The 18,360-nt window shown below is 55.6% G+C and carries 15 protein-coding genes; 6 read left to right on the plus strand and 9 right to left on the minus strand.

Translation table 11 applies throughout. The features are described from left to right. Window positions 1–105: 105 nt before the first annotated feature. Entirely contained in the window at window positions 106–837 is a 732-nt protein-coding gene (locus ACFE7X_RS07985; RefSeq protein WP_375435146.1) for a DUF4290 domain-containing protein, read from the plus strand. A gap of 176 nt (window positions 838–1,013) precedes the next feature. Beyond that, entirely contained in the window at window positions 1,014–2,318 is a 1,305-nt protein-coding gene (murA, locus tag ACFE7X_RS07990; protein ID WP_375435147.1) for a UDP-N-acetylglucosamine 1-carboxyvinyltransferase, read from the plus strand. Between the two features lie 47 nt (window positions 2,319–2,365). On the opposite strand, the gene ACFE7X_RS07995 is transcribed toward murA, so the two are convergent. Next, window positions 2,366–2,908: a GAF domain-containing protein gene (locus ACFE7X_RS07995; RefSeq protein ID WP_375435148.1), complete on the minus strand. Its 543-nt coding sequence runs from the start codon at window positions 2,906–2,908 to the stop codon at window positions 2,366–2,368. Window positions 2,909–3,004: 96 nt separating this feature from the next. Here ACFE7X_RS07995 and ACFE7X_RS08000 point away from each other — a divergent pair, with 96 nt between their 5' ends. Continuing rightward, window positions 3,005–3,385, plus strand: a complete 381-nt coding sequence (locus ACFE7X_RS08000; protein ID WP_375435149.1) for a hypothetical protein — start codon at window positions 3,005–3,007, stop codon at window positions 3,383–3,385. Here the strand turns inward: ACFE7X_RS08000 and ACFE7X_RS08005 are convergent, their stop codons facing one another. From ACFE7X_RS08005 to ACFE7X_RS08040, 8 genes are all read right to left on the minus strand, one after another. Beyond that, entirely contained in the window at window positions 3,386–3,721 is a 336-nt protein-coding gene (locus ACFE7X_RS08005) for a phage holin family protein (protein WP_375435150.1), read from the minus strand. 204 nt (window positions 3,722–3,925) lie between these two features. After that, a complete protein-coding gene (locus tag ACFE7X_RS08010) occupies window positions 3,926–5,020 on the minus strand; it encodes an agmatinase family protein (protein ID WP_375435151.1) in 1,095 nt (364 codons plus the stop codon). 131 nt (window positions 5,021–5,151) lie between these two features. Further along, window positions 5,152–5,820 carry a chemotaxis protein CheC gene (locus tag ACFE7X_RS08015; protein ID WP_375435152.1) on the minus strand — a complete coding sequence of 223 codons (669 nt, stop codon included), beginning with the start codon at window positions 5,818–5,820 and terminating at the stop codon, window positions 5,152–5,154. Window positions 5,821–5,849: 29 nt separating this feature from the next. Then, a complete protein-coding gene (locus ACFE7X_RS08020; protein ID WP_375435153.1) occupies window positions 5,850–7,478 on the minus strand; it encodes a chemotaxis protein CheA in 1,629 nt (542 codons plus the stop codon). Continuing rightward, window positions 7,475–8,557 (minus strand): chemotaxis protein CheB, encoded by a 1,083-nt coding sequence (locus ACFE7X_RS08025; protein WP_375435154.1) that lies wholly within the window; start codon window positions 8,555–8,557, stop codon window positions 7,475–7,477. The genes ACFE7X_RS08020 and ACFE7X_RS08025 overlap by 4 nt, the downstream gene beginning before the upstream one ends. Before the next feature lie 83 nt (window positions 8,558–8,640). Beyond that, window positions 8,641–9,009, minus strand: a complete 369-nt coding sequence (locus tag ACFE7X_RS08030; RefSeq protein WP_245124572.1) for a response regulator — start codon at window positions 9,007–9,009, stop codon at window positions 8,641–8,643. 80 nt (window positions 9,010–9,089) lie between these two features. Then, on the minus strand, window positions 9,090–9,596 hold the full coding sequence (locus ACFE7X_RS08035; protein ID WP_375435155.1) for a chemotaxis protein CheW: 507 nt from the start codon (window positions 9,594–9,596) through the stop codon (window positions 9,090–9,092). Between the two features lie 210 nt (window positions 9,597–9,806). Further along, window positions 9,807–14,213, minus strand: a complete 4,407-nt coding sequence (locus ACFE7X_RS08040) for a HAMP domain-containing protein (RefSeq protein ID WP_375435156.1) — start codon at window positions 14,211–14,213, stop codon at window positions 9,807–9,809. A 347-nt stretch (window positions 14,214–14,560) separates the two neighbouring features. On the opposite strand from ACFE7X_RS08040, the gene topA reads away from it, so the two are divergent. The 3 genes from topA to ACFE7X_RS08055 all read left to right on the plus strand — a co-directional run bounded on the left by topA (window position 14,561) and on the right by ACFE7X_RS08055 (window position 18,315). Then, the gene (topA, locus tag ACFE7X_RS08045) at window positions 14,561–17,062 is read left to right on the plus strand and encodes a type I DNA topoisomerase (RefSeq protein ID WP_375435157.1); all 2,502 of its coding nucleotides are present in this window, start codon (window positions 14,561–14,563) and stop codon (window positions 17,060–17,062) included. 146 nt (window positions 17,063–17,208) lie between these two features. After that, complete coding sequence (locus ACFE7X_RS08050; RefSeq protein ID WP_375435158.1) at window positions 17,209–17,901, plus strand: NAD-dependent deacylase; 693 nt, start codon at window positions 17,209–17,211, stop codon at window positions 17,899–17,901. A gap of 156 nt (window positions 17,902–18,057) precedes the next feature. Then, entirely contained in the window at window positions 18,058–18,315 is a 258-nt protein-coding gene (locus tag ACFE7X_RS08055) for a hypothetical protein (protein WP_375435159.1), read from the plus strand. Window positions 18,316–18,360 lie beyond the last annotated feature (45 nt).

Consider the following 18,360-nt stretch of genomic DNA (forward strand, 5'->3'; position numbering starts at 1 on the left):
GCACTTTCTGGTTACTTTGCCAACTCCAGCCCGCGAGAGGCTTTGGCTTTGCTTAGCAGCACGCTGTTTCTCTCTGCGCACACTTTATCTAGAAATTTCATTTCAATGCCTTTACCTTCCCTTCACAAGCACGAGCTACTTCAGCGTGAGTACGGCCAAAGCACCTTTCAATTGGTGCAAGGCCTGCGCGATGTTGAAGACAAAACCGAGCGTACGCGCCGTGCCACTCAAATTGTGCAGCTTATTTTTCGGTTGCAACCCAACTTGCGCGACCAGCCCGATGCACAGCAACGCGTTTGGAACCATCTCTACGAGATGGCCGACGAGGACCTCGACATTGACGCGCCATTCGAGTTGCAAGGTCTGAGCCAACTCAACCAGCATCCCAAGCCCATTCCGTACCCGCAGCAAAATCTGAAACTGAAGGCCTACGGCAAGAGCGTAGAACTGATGGTTGAAAAAGCCCTGACCCTGCAAGACCCAACGGAACGCGAGCAAGCCACTATCACTATCGGGCGAACGATGAAGTTTCTGTACCGCTCGCACAACAAGGAAAACGCCAAGGATGTCACCATTCTTAAGCACCTTAAAGATCTATCGGGCGGACAGTTGACTTTGGACCCAGTACAGGTGGAAGCGCAGGGTTTGTTTGAATTTGCGGGCAGTTCAGCGCCCGTAACTACGGGTGGTGCTAGTCGGGCCGCTTTCATTGTGCCGCAACCGCGCCAGGAGCGCGAAGGACGCCGCGGCAATACCAGTGGCGGCGGCAACCGGCGCGACAAGCAGCGCCGCGGCGGCAAAAAGGGCCGCCAAGAACCCCAACAACCTCCTCAGTAATTTTTTGGAGGAGCTTGGAGTTGGAAGCTTGAAGTGAAAACGAACAGTAAGAGTTAAAAAGGCCAGAGTTGAGCCAAGAATATCGTAAATGCTATTCTTGACTTTCTACTTTTACCCCTCAACTCCTGCCCCGTCTTACTCTTCATTTCCAATTTCTCGCTCCTAACTTCTACTATATGGCCGCATTTGAAGTAATTGGCGGGAATCCGCTTAAAGGAGAAATTGTGCCTCAGGGGGCCAAAAACGAAGCATTGCAGATTCTCTGCGCCGTGTTGCTCACCTCGGAGCCCGTTACCATCTCCAATATTCCCGATATCCGCGACGTCAACAAGCTGATTGAGTTGCTGCGCGATATGGGCGTTAAAGTGGGCAAGCTCGCCACGGATACCTATCGTTTTCAAGCCGACGATATACACCTCGACTACCTCGATACGCCTGAATTCGTGGCGCAGGGCCGGGCGTTGCGCGGGTCGGTGATGATTCTGGGGCCCATGCTGGCCCGCTTCGGCAAATGCCAGTTGCCGAAACCAGGGGGCGACAAAATCGGCCGCCGGCCGCTGGACACGCACTTTGTAGGACTGGAAAAGTTAGGTGGTAAGCTCACACTCGAAGGGCTCGACTTCTACCGCATCAACTCTGAAGGCAAGCTGCGCGGCGCGTATATGCTACTCGAAGAAGCTTCCGTGACGGGCACCGCCAACATTGTGATGGCTGCGGCGCTGGCCGAAGGTACCACTACCATCTACAATGCCGCCTGTGAGCCTTACGTGCAGCAGCTTTGCAAAATGCTGGTGCGCATGGGTGCCCGTATCAACGGCATCGGCTCCAACCTGCTCACGATTGAGGGCGTGGAAAGCCTCGGTGGCACCGACCACCGCATGCTGCCCGACATGATTGAAATTGGCTCTTTCATCGGCCTGGCGGCCATGACTGGCTCGGAAATTACCATCAAAGACTGCCAGATTGCCGAGCTAGGAGTTATTCCGGATACGTTCCGCAAGTTGGGCATCCAGTTGGAATTTCGCGGCGATGATATCTACATCCCGGCGCAGGACCGCTACGAAATAACCACCTACCTCGATGGCAGTATCCTGACCGTTTCGGACCACACCTGGCCGGGCCTCACCCCCGACCTGCTCAGCATTGTGCTGGTAGTGGCCGCCCAAGCCAAAGGCACAGTACTGATTCATCAGAAGATGTTCGAGAGCCGCTTGTTCTTCGTAGATAAACTCATCGACATGGGTGCCCAAATCATTCTCTGCGACCCGCACCGCGCTACCGTAATCGGCCTCAACAAGCGCACCCAATTACACGGCATCACCATGACTTCGCCGGATATTCGGGCGGGTGTAGCCCTCTTGATTGCGGCTCTTTCCGCCGATGGCCGTAGCGTAATCGAGAACGTAGAGCAAATTGACCGGGGCTACCAACACATCGACAAGCGCTTGAATGCCTTGGGCGCGCAGATTCGCCGCTTGTAAACTAGTTGTTCACTAACCTGACAATAGGTGCTGCCGCTAAGCAGCACCTATTTTGTTTTTCTAGGGATTCTTACGCTGCTGATATATGCCTGAACAACCGATGCCAACGCCGGCAACACAGCCTCAATAGCGGCTCGCTCCTGCAAAGTCCAATGGCGCGGCTGCCCAAACAAGCAGGGCTGCAATATCCCCCATAGCTGGCCTTTTTCAACGATATGCGCGTGAATCAGCGCCCGATGGCCAAAAGTTTTATGCTCGAATTCGCGGTTGAGCACCTCCGGCGTTGCTGTTTCTACGTCCTCCACGAACACCGAGGGGCGAGCAGCCAGCGCGGCCCGAAACAGCGGGTCTTGCTGCGGCAAGTCGGTGGTATCTTCCTGCCAGTCGTGAATCGGGTTGGGCACCACGTCGTTTTTGCGCCAACAGAAGGCAATGCGCCCCTTCCCGACGGCTGGGTCCCGGACGTACAAGAAACAGCGGTCAGCATCTAAATACCTCCCCACTTGCTCTAGTACGCGGTTGATGGTAGCCGTAGGCGCTTCGTTGGCGGGCACCGTTACGAGTAGAGAATGATTGGTGGTTGAACTCATGCTGCACTTAGCCGGAAAGTATATTTCCTGTGAAACGGGGGCTGCAACGAATAGTTAGCGGTAGGTTATAGAATAAACTTTTGGCTTGCCGAGTGCATGGGGAGGCACGCCAATCCTGTTGAGCGCAGCGCCCACGCCAGCCTGCCCATGCTGGCGTGGGCGCAAGCTACACCAACTCCCAACCGGGCAGACGGCTACGGCGTCCTTAGCAGCGCCCCAAGCCTCGTTGATCCGGGCAACACTGACGAAACGGAAGTGAATATTCTGTCCAGCTACTACGAGCAGGATGGCAACTATGGCGCTGTGCAGGGAGGCGTTGGCACGCAGGAGCTAACCGACGTGTCGCCTACTATTATCCTGAATGTACCGCTGGATTCGGTTACGCGCCTTTCGGCCAACTTAACAGATTTCCTATCGTTCCACAAAAAAGCCCCCGCTATTGTAGTAGCGGGGGCTTTTTTGTGGAACAGCTACTAATTAGTCCACGACCATATCAACAACAGAAGTTACAACAGACAAGACGACGCTGAATAGCAGTGCGGAAAGAAAGCCATCAACTGCAAAGCCAGACAACAGCGCATCGGCAATCATAATGATGGCAGCGTTGATAACGAGCAGAAACAGACCAAGCGTAAGAACTGTGATGGGCAGTCCGAGTAGCTTCAGAATTGGCTTTAGCACGGCATTGAGCACGGCGAGCACAATAACCAGCAGAATAGCGTCGGTGAAGCCCCCAATGTGCGAGCCGGGTAGAAACTCAGCCAGCAGATAGGTGATAACCGCTGTGAGCAGAAATTTGAGAATGAATCCCATGCGTGTAAAGAGAAAGTTAGGTGAGGGAGAAAGTTGGGGGATGTACGCGGATATGGCAAAAAGGATAGCCTAAAGGCTATATCCGCTCCTCCTCTCTGTCCAGCCTTGTCTTACTAATGACAAGCGTCCTGGCAGGGCAGCATTCATTATTCTGTAAATGAATGCTGCCCTGCCAGGACGCTTGTCGTTTCGCTAGCGGATTGCTTATTTTTCAGCGGCTCTGTCGGTGAGGCGGCCTTGCGAGACGCCCATCCAGTTGGCCATGCTGTAGAGCAAACGTGCGCCAACAATTGCATTCCACTCGGTGTCGCCGGGTGCTACCTCGTTGAGGTCGCAGCCGATGATGGTGCGACCAGAGCGTACTACCTCACGAATCAGATAAAGTGCTTCTTCGAATTCGAGGCCGCCCGGTACGGGCGTTCCAGTGCCCGGACAGAGCTTCGGATCAAGGCCATCAATATCGAAGCTCAGATACACTTTCGGCGGCAGCTGCGCAATAATTTTACCACACACCTTTTTCCATGATTTCTTGGCAAACCGCTCGTCACTCAGGAAGCGGTTGTGAAACATAACAATACGGCCCTGGCTTTGCTCCACGGTTTCCGCTTCCTGCTGGCTTAAATCCCGAATGCCCACCTGCACTAGCTTCTTCACCTGCGGCAGTTTAAGCGCATTGTACATGATAGAAGCGTGCGAGTACTCGAAGCCTTCGTAAGCGGGGCGCAGGTCGCAGTGCGCATCGATTTGCAGAATACCAAACTCATCGTGGCGCTCGGCCAGCGCGTGCAGGTAGCCAAGGGGCGTGCTGTGGTCGCCACCGAGCAGCACAACTCCTTTGCCTGCATCGAGGTAAGCCCCGGTTTTCTCTTTGAGGTAGTGCAGCAAGTGCAAGCCCCGCTTGGTGATGGCCGCGGGCACACTCGCGTGCTTGGCGGTTTCAGCGGCGGGCTCTCCTGCTTCCAGCCATCGGATGTAAGCGGCAGCCTGCGTCCGCAGTTCCTGGCTTTCCTGGGCTACTTTTTCGTCGGCCTCTTCCATAGCCAGGCCCATGCGCCAAGCATCCGGCATATCCGAGTCGTAGAGGTCCACTTGCAGAGAAGCTTCCCGGATGGCATCGGGTCCTTGGGCAGTGCCAGCTCGGTACGAAACGGTAACCTCCCAAGGCACCGGCACTATCACCACTTGTGCTTCCTCCACGGTAAATGGCAAGCCGTATACGCCGCCTTGCGAGTCGCCTAAGGCATTGGGATCAAAGTTGGCTAGCTTCCGAATGAGGGCAGAGGAATGAGTTGAGGCCATAAAGCGAGATACTGTAGTGGTGAAATGGTGAACCAGCAAGATGGCAAAATGGTGAGTTCGATGTCCAAACCGCGCCGTGTGCGCAAGCGGAACGTCGAACTCACCATCTGCTACTCTCACCGCCTCACTTGTTAAGAGGGCTGGCCGTTCAGGAAGTCGTAGGTGCGGATGATATCGAGAATCTTCTCGAAAGTAGCGCGGTCGAAGAACAGCATCAAAGGCAACTCCACCGAATTATTCTTATCAGAAAACTGCGTGATAACTGAAAATATTAGGGGTTGTACCAGGGGCTGAGTTAGCAGCAGGTTGTGCAGGGAGGCCGCAATGTCGCCGCGAGGTGCAATGGGCGGCGCTCCGTAGATTTTGGCTTTGAGAATGTTGGCTAACTGCGTCACCAAAGCCCCCGTAATGATGTTACTGATTTCCAGCAGCAACGACTCCTGCATCTCATCAATGTGCGTGGACGCTGGCGTGTTCATGCGCAAACACACCTTGGATAAGCGCTGAATGTGCAGTCCCGAGAAGAACATCATGGTGGTGCCATTAAACTCGCCGCGAATATCAGACTGCACCGGGACGTGGTTTTGCTGAATGTCACGCACACGGTCCAGAATGCCAGTACCAGGCACCAAATCGAGGCTTGGCACTTCCAAAAGCACCTTCTCTTGGGCAATCACCGCGAACGAGTCGGCGGCGCGGGCCAGTCCTATGTTCAGAATTTCGCGGACCACGTCGCGCTCAAGTTCCGTCATGTGCAAGTCCATAATATTCATTCGATTGGCCTGTCGCGGCGGTAGCATGACCACAGCGGATTCAGCAGTACGTAAATTTAAGGTCGCCGGGCTAGAAACAGACGAGTTAAGGCGGGTACGTCGAGCACCAGGCAGACCTGTCCGCTACCAAGCAGCGTAACCCCCCCAAACAATTCAATGGTATCCAGCGGCTTACTCATGGGTTTAATGACAATATCTTGTTGACGCAAAAAACGGTCAACGATGAGTCCGAGTTTGCGGTTGTTGTAAGCAATGATGATGATATCCTGCCGGCCCTGCACGTCGGCGCGGGAAACTGGGAGCATTGGTCCGTCTCCATTTAGGAGCTGGTGCAAGCCGACTACGGGCACGTTTTCGCCTTGCACGCTAGCCATCAGCAAGCCCCCTATCACATGCAGTTGCTTGGGCCAGAGCGATACCACCGAATCGGTGTGCATAAGCGGAATGGCGTAGCTGCGCTGATCGAGTTCGAAAAGCAAAGCGCCTTTCACGGCAATAGACGTCGGCAACACCAGCGTAAAGGTGGTGCCTTCGCCCAGCTTCGAGTCCACTCGCAACTGCCCACCGAGCGAGTCAATGGCCAGCTTAACCACATCAAGCCCCACGCCCCGACCAGAAATTTCGGTTACTTCCTTGGCCATCGAGAAGCCGGGCTCGAACAAGAAAGCCCGCACCGCATCATCGTCGAGGGTTTTGGCAACCTGCTTGGCAACCAAGCCCCGCTCCACGGCCTTGCGGCGTACCTGTTCGATGTTGATGCCTTTGCCGTCGTCAATTACTTGAATTAGCACATCGTCGCGCTCGGTCTGGGCGGAAAGCCGCAAGTGACCTTCCGCTGACTTGCCGGCTTTCAGCCGCTCCGCGGGCGTTTCGATGCCGTGACCCACGGCGTTGCGAACCAAGTGCAGCAGCGCATCGGTGATGATTTGAAGAATATTGCGGTCGATCTGAATATCCTGGCCGCTGAGCGTCAATTCCACTTGCTTTGCCTCAGCGGTGGCTACATCGCGCACCACCCGGGGAAACTTGTTGAGCAAGGAGCCCACATTCACTAGGCGCGCATCCATCACGGAGTATTGCAACTCATCGGTGATGCGGAAGAGGTGGGCAGCCGTAGTTTGGAGCGCAGAATTACCGATTTCCTGGCTTAGCGTTAGAATCCGGTCCCGGTCGATGATTAGCTCGCCCACCAGATTAAGTAAATGGTCGAGCTTTTTGATCTGGATATACACCAAATCCGAAAGCTCTAGCTTGCGGTTGGCTTCCTCGTCGCTTAGGTCTTCTTCGGGTAGCTCTGGTTCCTGGCCCTGCACCAAGCGGTCGAGGTTATCGAGCAACGTGGTTACATCGGGCAAGGCCACTTCCTCGCCTACGGCCCGAATCATGGTGCCCAAAGTGTCAACTCCTGAGAAAAGCACTTTGCTTAAACTGCCGGCAAAATCTCGTTGCTTGTCCCGAATCAAGCCGAAGATGGTTTCCATATGGTGCGCCACTTCGCCAATTCCGGTGAAGCCCATGGCCCGAGAATTGGATTTCAGGTTGTGCATGAGCCGGAACAGCTCGTTGAGGGCGGGCTGGTCCTGTGGGTTGCGCTCTAGCTCGCTGATATGTCGGCTCATGGCATCGTAGTATTCGAGCGCCTCCGCCATAAAGATTTCCCGGTATTCCTGCTCGCGTGATTTCATAACTCAACCAAACGACGCGAGGAAGGAATAGATGAATTTGTACTGCGCCCACCGGCTACCGTCCGCCGGAATTGCCCAGCATACTGCATGATAGCTTCGGGCAATGCTGCCAGTGGCAGCACCGCATTGGCCCATCCCGCCTGAATAACCGAACTTGGCATCGAGAAAAGCACCGACGAAGCTTCGTCCTGCACTAGCACTGTGCCGCCCTGCTGCCGGATGGCCTGTGCCCCTCGCGTACCGTCGCAACCCATGCCCGTGAGTACTACCCCCAGCACGTTGGCGCCCACCGTTTGCGCTACCGAATGCATAAGAATATCAATGGACGGCTCATCACCGGAAGCACTGGTCTCGGCAGAGAAATCGGTTTGCCAGCACTGCCAGGGCGTACGCAGCGCGGCTTTCACTACAAGATTGCGGCCACCCGGCGCCACCAAAATGCAGCCGGGCGCTAGTTGGGTACCCACTCCGGCAGCCATGACTGGCAGCGAAGTAGCCCGCGTCAGACGCTTCACAAAGGACCCTAGAAAAGATGCCGGCAAATGCACGGCCACCAGCACTGCACAGGCTAAGGTAGCCGGCAAGGCCCGCACCAGTTGCTCGACTGCTGCCGGGCTGCCCGTAGAGCCTCCAATCACCACCACTCCTCCCGGCAGCCCCGGTACGGCCGCCGCGCCGCCTACTTCCCGCCACAATGAAACCGGCCGTAGTGGAGCTACCTGTAGTTTGCGCGTGATGGTGCGCGACCAATCTGACGCGGCGGCACCAGCCAGAATAAAGTCGAAAACGCCCCAGCGGCTAGCCTCTCGCAACATGCCCGGCAGCGGCTGACTTTCGCAGTACAGCAGCACTGGCAACACCGCATAGCGGCTAAGCACCTCCAGGTCACGCAGTTGCGCATCCCCTACAATCAATAGAGCGGGACGAAGACGGCGAACCTGCGTGATGAATTCAACTGAATTTTCGCTAATGCCACTTACGCGTAGCCCTAGCTGCTGTAGCAGGCGCGTGAGAGCAAGCCGCCCGGCGGTGGGCAAGCTACCAAGCAAAACAGTTTGTGAAACGAGAATATCAGGCACGAGAAAGAAAACCAATACAACTGGCAGGCCCACAGTAAGCCGAAAAGCCGGCTGGCTGCGTGGTAAGCAACTACAGCAATTTGCTACTCCGCGCTGAGCGCCCCTCCCACTATCTCTAGCACTTTCTCTTCCGAAAAAGGCTTCACGATGTAAGCGGAAGCTCCGCTTTCCAAGGCTTCATTTACAATCACTTCTTGGCCTACGGCGCTGCACATCACCACCTTTACATCGGGGTCATTTTCGCGAATACCTTTTAGTACATCAAGGCCAGTGTTGTCGGGCAGAATTACGTCGAGGGTAATGAGGTCGGGCTTGGTAGCAGCGGCCATTTCAATGGCCTGCTGGCCATTGGCGGCTTCGCCCACTACTTCATAGCCAGCATCAGTAAGCACATTCTTGAGCATCGTGCGCATGTAGAAAGAGTCGTCGACGATGAGGATGCGGTTTTTCATAGAGCGTATTTCAAAAATCCAGAAGGAGAGCAGAAAGGATAAAAGCTGGACGTTGTACGGCGGCCGGCAGGCAAAGATGTTCAGGAAGACTGCAATTGCATTATCTCGGAGGGAGTCAGCAGCTTCAGCATGTCGAGCACGATGATAATGCGCCCGTCTATTTTGGCAATGCCCTCGATGTACTTGTCGTTTATATTGATGTCCTGAATGAATTCCGGCGCTTTTTCAATAATGGAAATCGGAATCGATAACGGCTGCGGCACTTCTCGCACCACAATCCCAATGGTGTAGTCTTTGGCTTCGATGGCCAGCGTGTACGACGTAGCCGGCAGTTCTTGCCCCGCTGGTCGCAGCCCAAAACGCTCTTCCAAGTCAACGATGGCAATAATATCGCCGCGCAGGTTGGCAATACCTTTGATAAAAGGCGGCGTTTTGGGCATGCGCGCCACTTCGGGCGTTATCGTTACCTCTTTCACCTGCTCGATGCGCAGGCCATATTCCTCGTCGCCGAGCCGAAAGACAATCAATTGAATGATGGCGTCGGGCTTCGAGATTTTCTTGTCGCTGGTTTGTTCTGCGTCAGGCATCAAACAATAAAAACTTAGGTATGAGAGCTGCTACGTAAAACACCGGCAGGTACTGGCAGCTCATCGAGCAGTACACCAACCTCTCGGCTCCATTCAGTGTTTGCCTGCGGCAACACCGAAGTGCCTTGCCTGCCTTACTAGAACGGCATTTCAGACTTGCCGAAGCATGACATTCCAGTAAAGCAGACAAGGGGTTGACACGACGGCCTACTATTTCACTTTCTCTTTCGAACGGCCTTTAACTGGCTTTTGGTCGGGAGCCTTTGGTGCCGCAGGAGCAACCGTTCCATTGGAAGCCTTTGGTTCTTCGTTGCTAGCACGCCGGCTCACCTTGCGGCTGCGTTGCGCTTCGGCTTGTTCGGCGTTGGTGTGCTTGCGGTTTGGGGCGGGAGCTTCCGCCGTTGGCCGAGCATCACCCCGGCGAGTGGCTACCAGTGGCCGATTTGCTACTGCTTGCGCGTGCGCAGCATCGGTAGCGGCGTTGGTGCGGCGAGTGCTTGCTCGATCACGCTCCGGCGTAGCGGAAACCGGCTGCGGCTGCACGGCCGGCCGACGCATTACGCGCCGGGACCGAACAGGCTCTGGTTCGGGCTCGGGCTCAATTTCCTCCAGCAACTGGAAGTTGGAGAGGCCGAGCTGCAAGTCATCGGCAATATCGGTCAGGCGCTGGCTCGATACCGTCAGTTCATACATCGAGCTGGATAACCCTTTGGCCGTGCCAGCTACTTGCTGCGTGCCAGTAGCGGTTTGCTCGGCAATGGCTACCACTTCTTCCACATATTTCACCACGTCGCCAATCGAGGTTTTCTGAATCTCGGTGGCAGTCAGGATGTCGCGGGAGGTGCGTAGGGTTTCGCCCGAGCTAGTCGCAATGTTCTTGAAGGCCGAGCTGGCCTCAAAGGTGGCGTTCTTGCCTTTCAGTACCCGGCCTTCCATGGTGGAAATAGCGGTGGCGGCGCTCGTAGTATCCTTCTTCACGTCGTCAACCAGCGTCCCGATTTCCGAAGCCGAACGACGGGAACCTTCGGCCAGCTTCCGAATTTCTTCGGCTACTACCGCAAAACCACGGCCTGCTTCGCCCGCCCGCGCTGCCTCGATGGCGGCGTTTAGGGCTAGCAGGTTGGTTTGAGAAGCAATGTCGGTGATAACCGCCAGCGTCTTGCTGATATCTTGCGAGCGGTTGGAAAGCACTTCAATGGTGCGGGCCGTTTGGGCCGCCGCCGCCGAAATCTCTTCCATGTTCTTTACCACCTCGGCCACCGTTTTCAAACCGAGCTGCGAGGTTTGCTCTCCTAGAATAGCCGCCTTGATACCAACATCGGCCTTGCCGGCCGTTTCCTTGGTGGCCTGCATGATTTCTTCGATCAGCTTGAAGGCTTGGTCAGTCTTAAGAGCTTGGTTTTGCGCACCTTCGGCCATCTGCTGCATAGCCAAGGCCACGTCAACGGTAACCCGGCTCATCTCCTGCCCTTTCGCCGCCATTTCCTCCGACGATGTGCCCACTACCTGCGACGACTCGTTGATTTCGGCCAATAGGTCGTTGAGGTTGTCGACGGCCAGATTGAGGGCGTCGGCCATGGCTTGAATGTCGCCGGCGGTCTGGATTTCCACTTGCTGGGTGAGGTCACCTTCCGATATGGCCCGTACCACGCGGCTCACTTCCAGTACCGGTGAGGCAATGGATTCGAGCAGGTCGTTGAGCGTATCCACAATTTCCTTCCACGAGCCGCTCACGCCGCCTACCGTGGCCCGTTCGGTTAGTTTGCCTTCCACCCCGGCCACTTTGGCCACGCGGCTTACTTCCTGCGCCAAGCGGTTCAGGTCGTCCACCATGCGGTTGATGGTGTCGGCTAGCTCGGCTACTTCGCCCTTGGCTTCCAGCGTTAGCTTCTGCGTCAGGTCACCTTGCGACACGCCGGTTACCACTTTGCCGATGCCCCGCACCTGGGTGGTGAGGTTAGCGGCCATGGTGTTTACGTTGTCGGTGAGGTCTTTCCAAACGCCGCTCACGTTAGGCACTTCGGCCTGGCCACCAAGGCGGCCTTCGGTGCCTACTTCCTGCGCCACGCGGGTTACCTCGCCCGCAAAGATGTTGAGCGAGTCGACCATCCGGTTGATGTTGTCCTTGAGGTCGAGCAGCTCGCCTTTTACATCCACCGATACTTTCTGGCTTAGGTCGCCGCGGGCTACGGCGGTGGTGACGTTGGCAATGTCGCGCACTTGGCTGGTGAGCGAAGCGGCCATGAAGTTTACGTTGTCGGTAAGGTCTTTCCAGGTGCCGCGTACGTTCGGCACATCGGCTTGGCCGCCGAGCTTGCCTTCGGTGCCTACCTCGCGGGCCACCCGGGTTACTTCGTCGCCGAAGGTGTTCAGCGAGTCCACCATCTGGTTAAGGTTTTCCTTTAACTGAAGGAGCTCACCTTTCACATTTACAGTTACTTTCTGGCTCAAATCTCCTTTGGCAACGGCGGTAGCTACGTTGGCAATGTCGCGCACCTGACTCGTCAGGTTCGAGGCCATAGTATTCACATTATCGGTCAAGTCTTTCCAAGTTCCCATTACGTTGGGCACCGAAGCCTGGCCTCCCAAGATGCCTTCCGTACCTACCTCGCGGGCTACCCGGGTTACTTCGCCCGCAAAGATGTTGAGCGAATCCACCATCTGGTTGAGGATGTTCTTCAGGTCGAAGATTTCGCCTTTCACGTCCACCGTCATCTTCTGCGTCAGGTCGCCTTTGGCCACGGCGCTGGCTACGTTAGCAATGTCGCGCACCTGACTCGTCAGGTTCGAGGCCATGAAGTTTACGTTGTCGGTGAGGTCCTTCCAGGTGCCACTCACGCGCGGTACGGCGGCTTGGCCGCCAAGCTTGCCCTCGGTGCCTACTTCGCGGGCTACGCGGGTTACTTCGTCGCCGAAGATGTTGAGCGAGTCCACCATCTGGTTAAGGATGTTCTTCAGCTCCAGGATTTCCCCTTTCACATCCACCGTCATCTTCTGGCTTAAGTCGCCGCGGGCAACGGCGGTAGCCACGTTGGCAATGTCGCGCACCTGACTCGTCAGGTTTGAGGCCATGAAGTTTACGTTGTCGGTCAACTCCTTCCAGACACCGGCCACGTTCGGTACCAGTGCTTGTCCACCCAATTTACCCTCGGTGCCAACCTCCAGCGCCACGCGGGTTACTTCGCCGGCAAACAGGTTCAGCGAGTCCACCATCTGGTTGAGGTTCTGCTTCAGGTCGAGCAGTTCGCCTTTCAACTCCACGGTGATTTTTTGTGTCAAGTCGCCTTTAGCAACGGCGGTGGCTACGTTGGCAATGTCTCGAACCTGCAACGTCAGGTTCGAGGCCATGAAGTTCACGTTATCCGTCAGTTCTTTCCACACACCTGCCACATTGGGCACCGATGCCTGACCGCCAAGTTTACCTTCCGTACCTACTTCCAAGGCTACGCGGGTTACTTCGCCGGCAAACAGGTTCAGCGAGTCCACCATCTGGTTGAGGTTCTGCTTCAGGTCGAGCAACTCGCCTTTCACATCCACCGTCATTTTCTGGCTTAGGTCGCCCTTAGCTACCGCGCTGGCCACATTGGCAATGTCCCGTACCTGACTCGTCAGGTTCGAGGCCATGAAGTTTACGTTATCGGTCAGTGCTTTCCACACGCCTGCGACATTGGGCACGGAAGCTTGACCGCCGAGCTTGCCCTCGGTGCCTACTTCCAAGGCCACGCGGGTTACTTCGTCGCCGAAGATGTTGAGCGAATCCACCATCTGGTTGAGGATGTTCTTCAGCTCCAGGATTTCGCCTTTTACGTCCACCGTCATCTTCTGCGTCAGGTCACCCTTGGCCACGGCGCTGGCCACGTTGGCAATGTCGCGCACCTGACTCGTCAGGTTCGAGGCCATGGTATTCACGTTGTCGGTGAGGTCCTTCCAGACGCCGCCCACGTTGGGCACCGAGGCTTGACCGCCGAGCTTGCCTTCGGTACCTACTTCCTGGGCCACGCGGGTTACTTCGCCGGCAAACAGGTTCAGGTTGTCGATGGTCTTGTTGATGGTTTCGGCCATCACCTTGAAGTCGCCGGATACCGGAATCTGGAAGGTTTCGTCGAGGTTGCCTTTGCTGATGTTCTTAAGCACCTTGCCCACTTCCAACACCGGCACGGCAATGCTATCCACTAAGCCGTTGATGTTGTTGATCATGTCGCGCCAGAAACCAGCAGCGTTGTCGGCGGAAGCGCGGGCCTTTAGGTTGCCTTCTACGCCGGCCACTTTCGAGATGCGCGACACTTCTCCCCCCACGCCGCCTATCATCTCGACCATCGAGTTGTAGGCTTCGGCTATTTCCGCGAAGATGTCGTCGGTTTGTTTGGTGAGGCGCACTGATACGTCACCTTTTTTGAAGGCGTCGAGGGCATAAAGCACTCGGTTGAGTTGATCGTTGACGTAGTCGGGGTTTTGAACGGCTTCGTAGTTGCGGGTACTGCGTCCGGTTCCGCGTTTGCGCGTGCTTTCCCCGTTGGAAGTAACCTCGGTGAGTTGGCCGGGTTCAACAACGGAGTCGGGAGCAGCCGCAGGGGTGGCGCGACGGGTGGAGGGGGTAGTAGTCTTACCTGATGCCATAAAGTAGGAGTAGCGAGGCCCGTGGAAGTAGGCGAAGCAAACGAGAATACACCGAAAACGGCCTTTCTCTACTTGGCAAAGGTAACGAATACACTTGTTCCTTCGCACAGGATTCTGGGCTTGAAAGCAAGACAAGGAAAAGATTTCAGTGAACCAGTTGCCGGTGGTTTTCTGTTTACCTCATGCCAAAGTATTTGGCTGTGGCAGAGTTATTGTGCGACAGGCACTGGCACACCAGATTATTAAACCATCTTTGCGGCAAAATTCAACTTCTTGCCCATCGCCGCGTTTTCTATACCGAGTCTCCATCTTAGCTGGCCCTCTACCGTAGCAATTTTATCCATCCAATGGTCAAAAACCTAGTCATCGTCGAGTCGCCTGCCAAAGCCAAAACCATAGAAGGTTACTTAGGCAAAGACTATGTCGTTAAGAGTTCCTTCGGCCACGTTCGTGATTTGCCGAAGGACAACAATGCTATTGACATAGCCAACGGCTTCAAGCCTACCTACGTGGTATCGGCCGACAAGCGAGAGATAATCGCGCAGCTCAAGAAGCTGTCGAAGGAAGCGGAAACCGTATGGCTAGCGAGTGACGACGACCGAGAGGGCGAGGCCATTTCCTGGCACCTAGCTGAAACGCTCAATTTAAGCGGCACCGACAAAACCCGTCGGATTGTGTTCCGTGAAATCACGAAGAACGCCATCCTCAATGCTATTGCTAGCCCGCGCGAAATCGACCTGAACCTGGTGAATGCGCAGCAAGCTCGCCGCGTCCTCGACCGGTTGGTAGGGTTCGAGCTAAGCCCCGTGCTTTGGAAAAAGGTGAAGGCTGGCCTCTCAGCCGGCCGCGTGCAGAGCGTAGCCGTGCGCATTGTGGTGGAGCGGGAACGGGAAATCAACCAGTTTAAAGTGACGTCGGCGTACCGCGTAACGGCGCGCTTCGATGCGGGCCGCGGCGCGGTGCTGGAAGCGGATCTGCCCACCCGCTTCAAGACTCGGGACGAGGCAGAGGCTTTCTTGGCACGGTGCGTAGGCGCCGATTACCGGATTTCAACTCTGGAGAAGAAGCCCGGCAAGCGCAGCCCCGCGCCACCGTTCACCACGTCTACCTTGCAGCAGGAAGCCTCGCGCAAACTAGGCTTTTCGGTAGCCCAGACGATGAGCGTAGCGCAGAAGCTCTACGAAGCCGGTAAAATCAGCTACATGCGGACCGACTCGGTGAACCTCTCGCAGGATGCCCTGGATGCGGCCCGCGTTGAAATCAGCCGCGCCTACGGCCCTGAGTACGCCCAAACGCGCGTTTACAAAACCAAGTCAGCCTCGGCGCAGGAAGCGCACGAAGCCATTCGCCCTACCGATTTCGCGCTGGTGAAGGCTGGCGGCGACTCGCAGGAACAGCGTTTGTATGACCTGATTCGGAAGCGGGCCATGGGCTCGCAGATGGCTGATGCCGTAATTGAGCGCACCGTTGCTAGCATTGGCATTAGCACACAGCCCGGCGTTTTGCTAACGGCGACGGGCGAGGTTATTACGTTTGAAGGCTTTTTGAAAGCGTATGCCGAAAGCAAGGACGAAGAAGAGCTGGACGAAGAGCCTAATGCAGACTCGTCGTTTTCGCGCGGCTTGCCACCGTTGAGCGTAGGTCAGCAACTGCCCTTGCAACTGCTGCGGGCTATGGAGCGCTTCGCGTCGCCGCCGGCGCGCTATACCGAGGCTTCGCTGGTGAAGAAACTGGAAGAAATGGGCATTGGCCGGCCGTCCACCTATGCTCCTACTATCAGCACGATTCAGAAGCGCGGGTACGTGGAAAAGGATTCTCGCGAAGGCAAAGAGCGCAAGTTCCATGTGCTAACGCTGGACGGTGACACAGTGAAAACGGAAGTGAAAACGGAAACCTTCGGGGCCGATAAAGCCAAGCTCTTCCCCACTGATACAGCCATGGTAGTCAACGACTTCCTGGTAGAGCACTTCCCCGTTATCGTTGACTTTCAGTTCACGGCAAAAGTGGAAGACGAATTCGACCAGATAGCCAACGGCCACGAATTGTGGACTGATATGCTGTCGGGTTTCTACAGCACTTTTCACGCCACGGTGGAGCGTGGCCAGGATATCGAGCGCAGTACGCTGGGCAGCACCCGCGTCATTGGTATTCACCCCGAAACCGGCCAGAAGCTGACGGCCCGGCTGGGCCGCTACGGTCCGTACGTGCAGATCGAGCCGAAAGAGGGTGCCCCCGAAGGCGAGAAAGCTGTGTATGCGAGCTTGCGTAAAGGCCAGTTCATCGAGAACATTACCCTGGAAGAGGCGCTTGATCTGTTTAAGTTGCCGCGCATTGTGGGCCAGTTCGAAGACAAAGACATGACAGCGGCCTTGGGTCGTTTCGGCCCTTACATCCGGCACGACAGCAAGTTCTACTCGCTCACCAAAGAGCAGGACCCGCATACCATCACGGCGCAGGAGGCTATCGACCTCATCGAAAACAAGCGCAAAACTGATGCGGAACGCCTCATTAAAGATTTCCCGGAAAATCCGGATGTGCAGGTACTCAATGGTCGGTTTGGTCCCTACATCGTAGCTGGCAAGAAGAACGTGAAGATTCCGAAGGGAGAAGAGCCGGCCAGTCTCACGCTAGAGCGCTGCCTGGAACTGGCCGCTGCCACTCCCGATAAGCCCGCCAAAGGAGGCCGCTTCGCCAAGAAATCAGCACCCGAAGTTGACGCGGCCGATGCAGTTGATAAGCCCGCCAAGAAAAAGCCAACTGCTACGGCTAAGAAACCCGCCGCCAAAAAACCAGTAGCAAAAAAAGCGACGAGCACTGCCGCCAAGAAAGCAACGGCGAAAGCCAAGTAAGCTTTTAGAAAGTTGCTATGGACCGGCCTGCTGAGTAATCGGCAGGCCGGTTTTTTGTGTGGGAATAGGACAGTAGTTCTGGCTCTTCACAACTATTTCCAGTAGTACAATTAACCCCAAAGGGTACTTCACCCTACATTTAGCGCATGAAAAAGAAACTGGTGGCCCTAACCGGCGCAGGCATAAGTGCGGAAAGTGGATTGGCTACTTTCCGGGGTTCCGATGGACTTTGGGAAGGGCATCGGGTGGAAGATGTGGCCTCGCCAGAAGGCTGGGCTCGGAATCCGGAATTAGTGCTGGACTTTTATAACCAACGTCGGGCGGCCGCACGGGCAGCGCAGCCTAATGCTGGCCACCGGGCCCTGGTGGAATTGGAGGAGCAGTTCGAAGTAGTGATATTAACCCAGAACGTGGATGATTTGCACGAACGGGCTGGTTCTTCGCAAGTACTTCATTTGCACGGCAAGCTGTTTGAGTCGCGCAGCTCGCTGCATGAGGAACTGGTGTACCCCATGAAATCGGACCGGATTGAGTTGGGAGACATGTGCGAAAAAGGGCATCAACTTCGGCCAAACATTGTATGGTTTGGCGAGCAGGTGCCGCTGATGGAACTAGCCATGGATGAAGCGGCGACGGCCGATATCTTTCTGGTAGTAGGCACCTCCTTGCAGGTGTATCCTGCGGCCAACTTGGTGCATTACGCCCCTAGTTCTTGTCCTATCTACGTCATCGATCCGCACCAGCCGCCACTAGTGAGCCGGCCTAACCTGCACTTCATCACGGAACCAGCTACCACGGGAGTAACACGAGTGGCAACAGAGTTGCGAAGCAATTTGTAGGTGCTAGTACAAATCCTCGTTTTAGTATACTAAAACAACTATACATTGCGGGCGTTAACAGTATTCACTGCCTACTAACTCGCGAACCTCAGGCTCGCGCTAAAGCACCTTATATCCATAGCTTCGGTTTTCGGACATGCAGCACTGGGCACGACCATGGGTGTTGCTGCTCCATACCGTGTGCATGATGCCAAGATTACAGGTAGTTTGGGAGCAACTTTTTTCAGTCCGTTCGACCAGCCGCGTTACTTCTTTGGATGTTGTTTCATTCAAGCATTACCTACTGAGGTTCGCAATTTTGCGGGGCAATCACCACTATGGACACTTGCCAACGAAGCGGTTTGGCTGGGGCTGCCTTGCCTGCTGTTCCTTGCTGTTACGCTGGTTGTTGCTACCCAGGAGCCAACCTTTTGAGCATAGAGCAGTTTAAAAGGGCCAACCGAAATTAAATCTAGGTTA

Source organism: uncultured Hymenobacter sp. (genome assembly GCF_964242765.1).
GTDB lineage: Bacteria > Bacteroidota > Bacteroidia > Cytophagales > Hymenobacteraceae > Hymenobacter.